Source organism: Bradyrhizobium sp. Crot121, assembly GCF_059512385.1.
In genome coordinates, this window is the sequence record NZ_JCAMOR010000325.1 from 1 (window position 1) to 584 (window position 584).

Here is a 584-nt window from a genome sequence, read left to right on the forward strand (position 1 = left end):
TGCGGTAAAGCCTGCTGTTTGGATCGCTGGTACTCGCATGGGTGTCGTTCTTGCGCTTCTGGCCATGGAAGTTTGCGCCGCCATCATCGTCACCGCTACCGTCCTTGGGACGAAAGCTCTTCTGTGACGCCCAGGCTTCGATCAGCGTTCCATCCACCGAGAAATGCTCGTCCGACAGCAGCGGCTTGACCTGCGGATGGTTCAGAAGCCGGGTCATGAATTTCTTAAACACCCCGCCGTTCTGCAGCCGGTCTCGGTTCTTGGTGAAGGTGGTCGGGTCCCAGACCGGGTCGTCGGGCGAAAGCCCCACAAACCAGCGGTACAAAAGATTGTAGTCCAGTTGCTCCATCAACTGGCGTTCCGAGCGAATACCGTAGAACACCTGCAGCAGTAACGCGCTCAGCAATTGCTCCGGAGGCGTCGAGGGACGTCCTTCGCTCGCGTAGAGCTTCCCCAAGTCGCGATTCATCTCCGTCAGCACATCGCGGACGAACTGCCGGATCTTCCTGAGCGGATGGTCCGCAGGAACTCGTGCCTCCGGCGAAATGTACGAAAATAATCCGCCCTGATCCGAAAAAGCGCCC

At 58.4% G+C, this 584-nt stretch carries 1 protein-coding gene; it reads right to left on the reverse strand.

Features of this window, described 5'->3' with window-relative positions; translation table 11 throughout:
• The coding region (locus tag AC5ZGW_RS46785) for a transposase (RefSeq protein ID WP_496114218.1) at nucleotides 1-584 on the reverse strand (584 nt) is incomplete at both ends.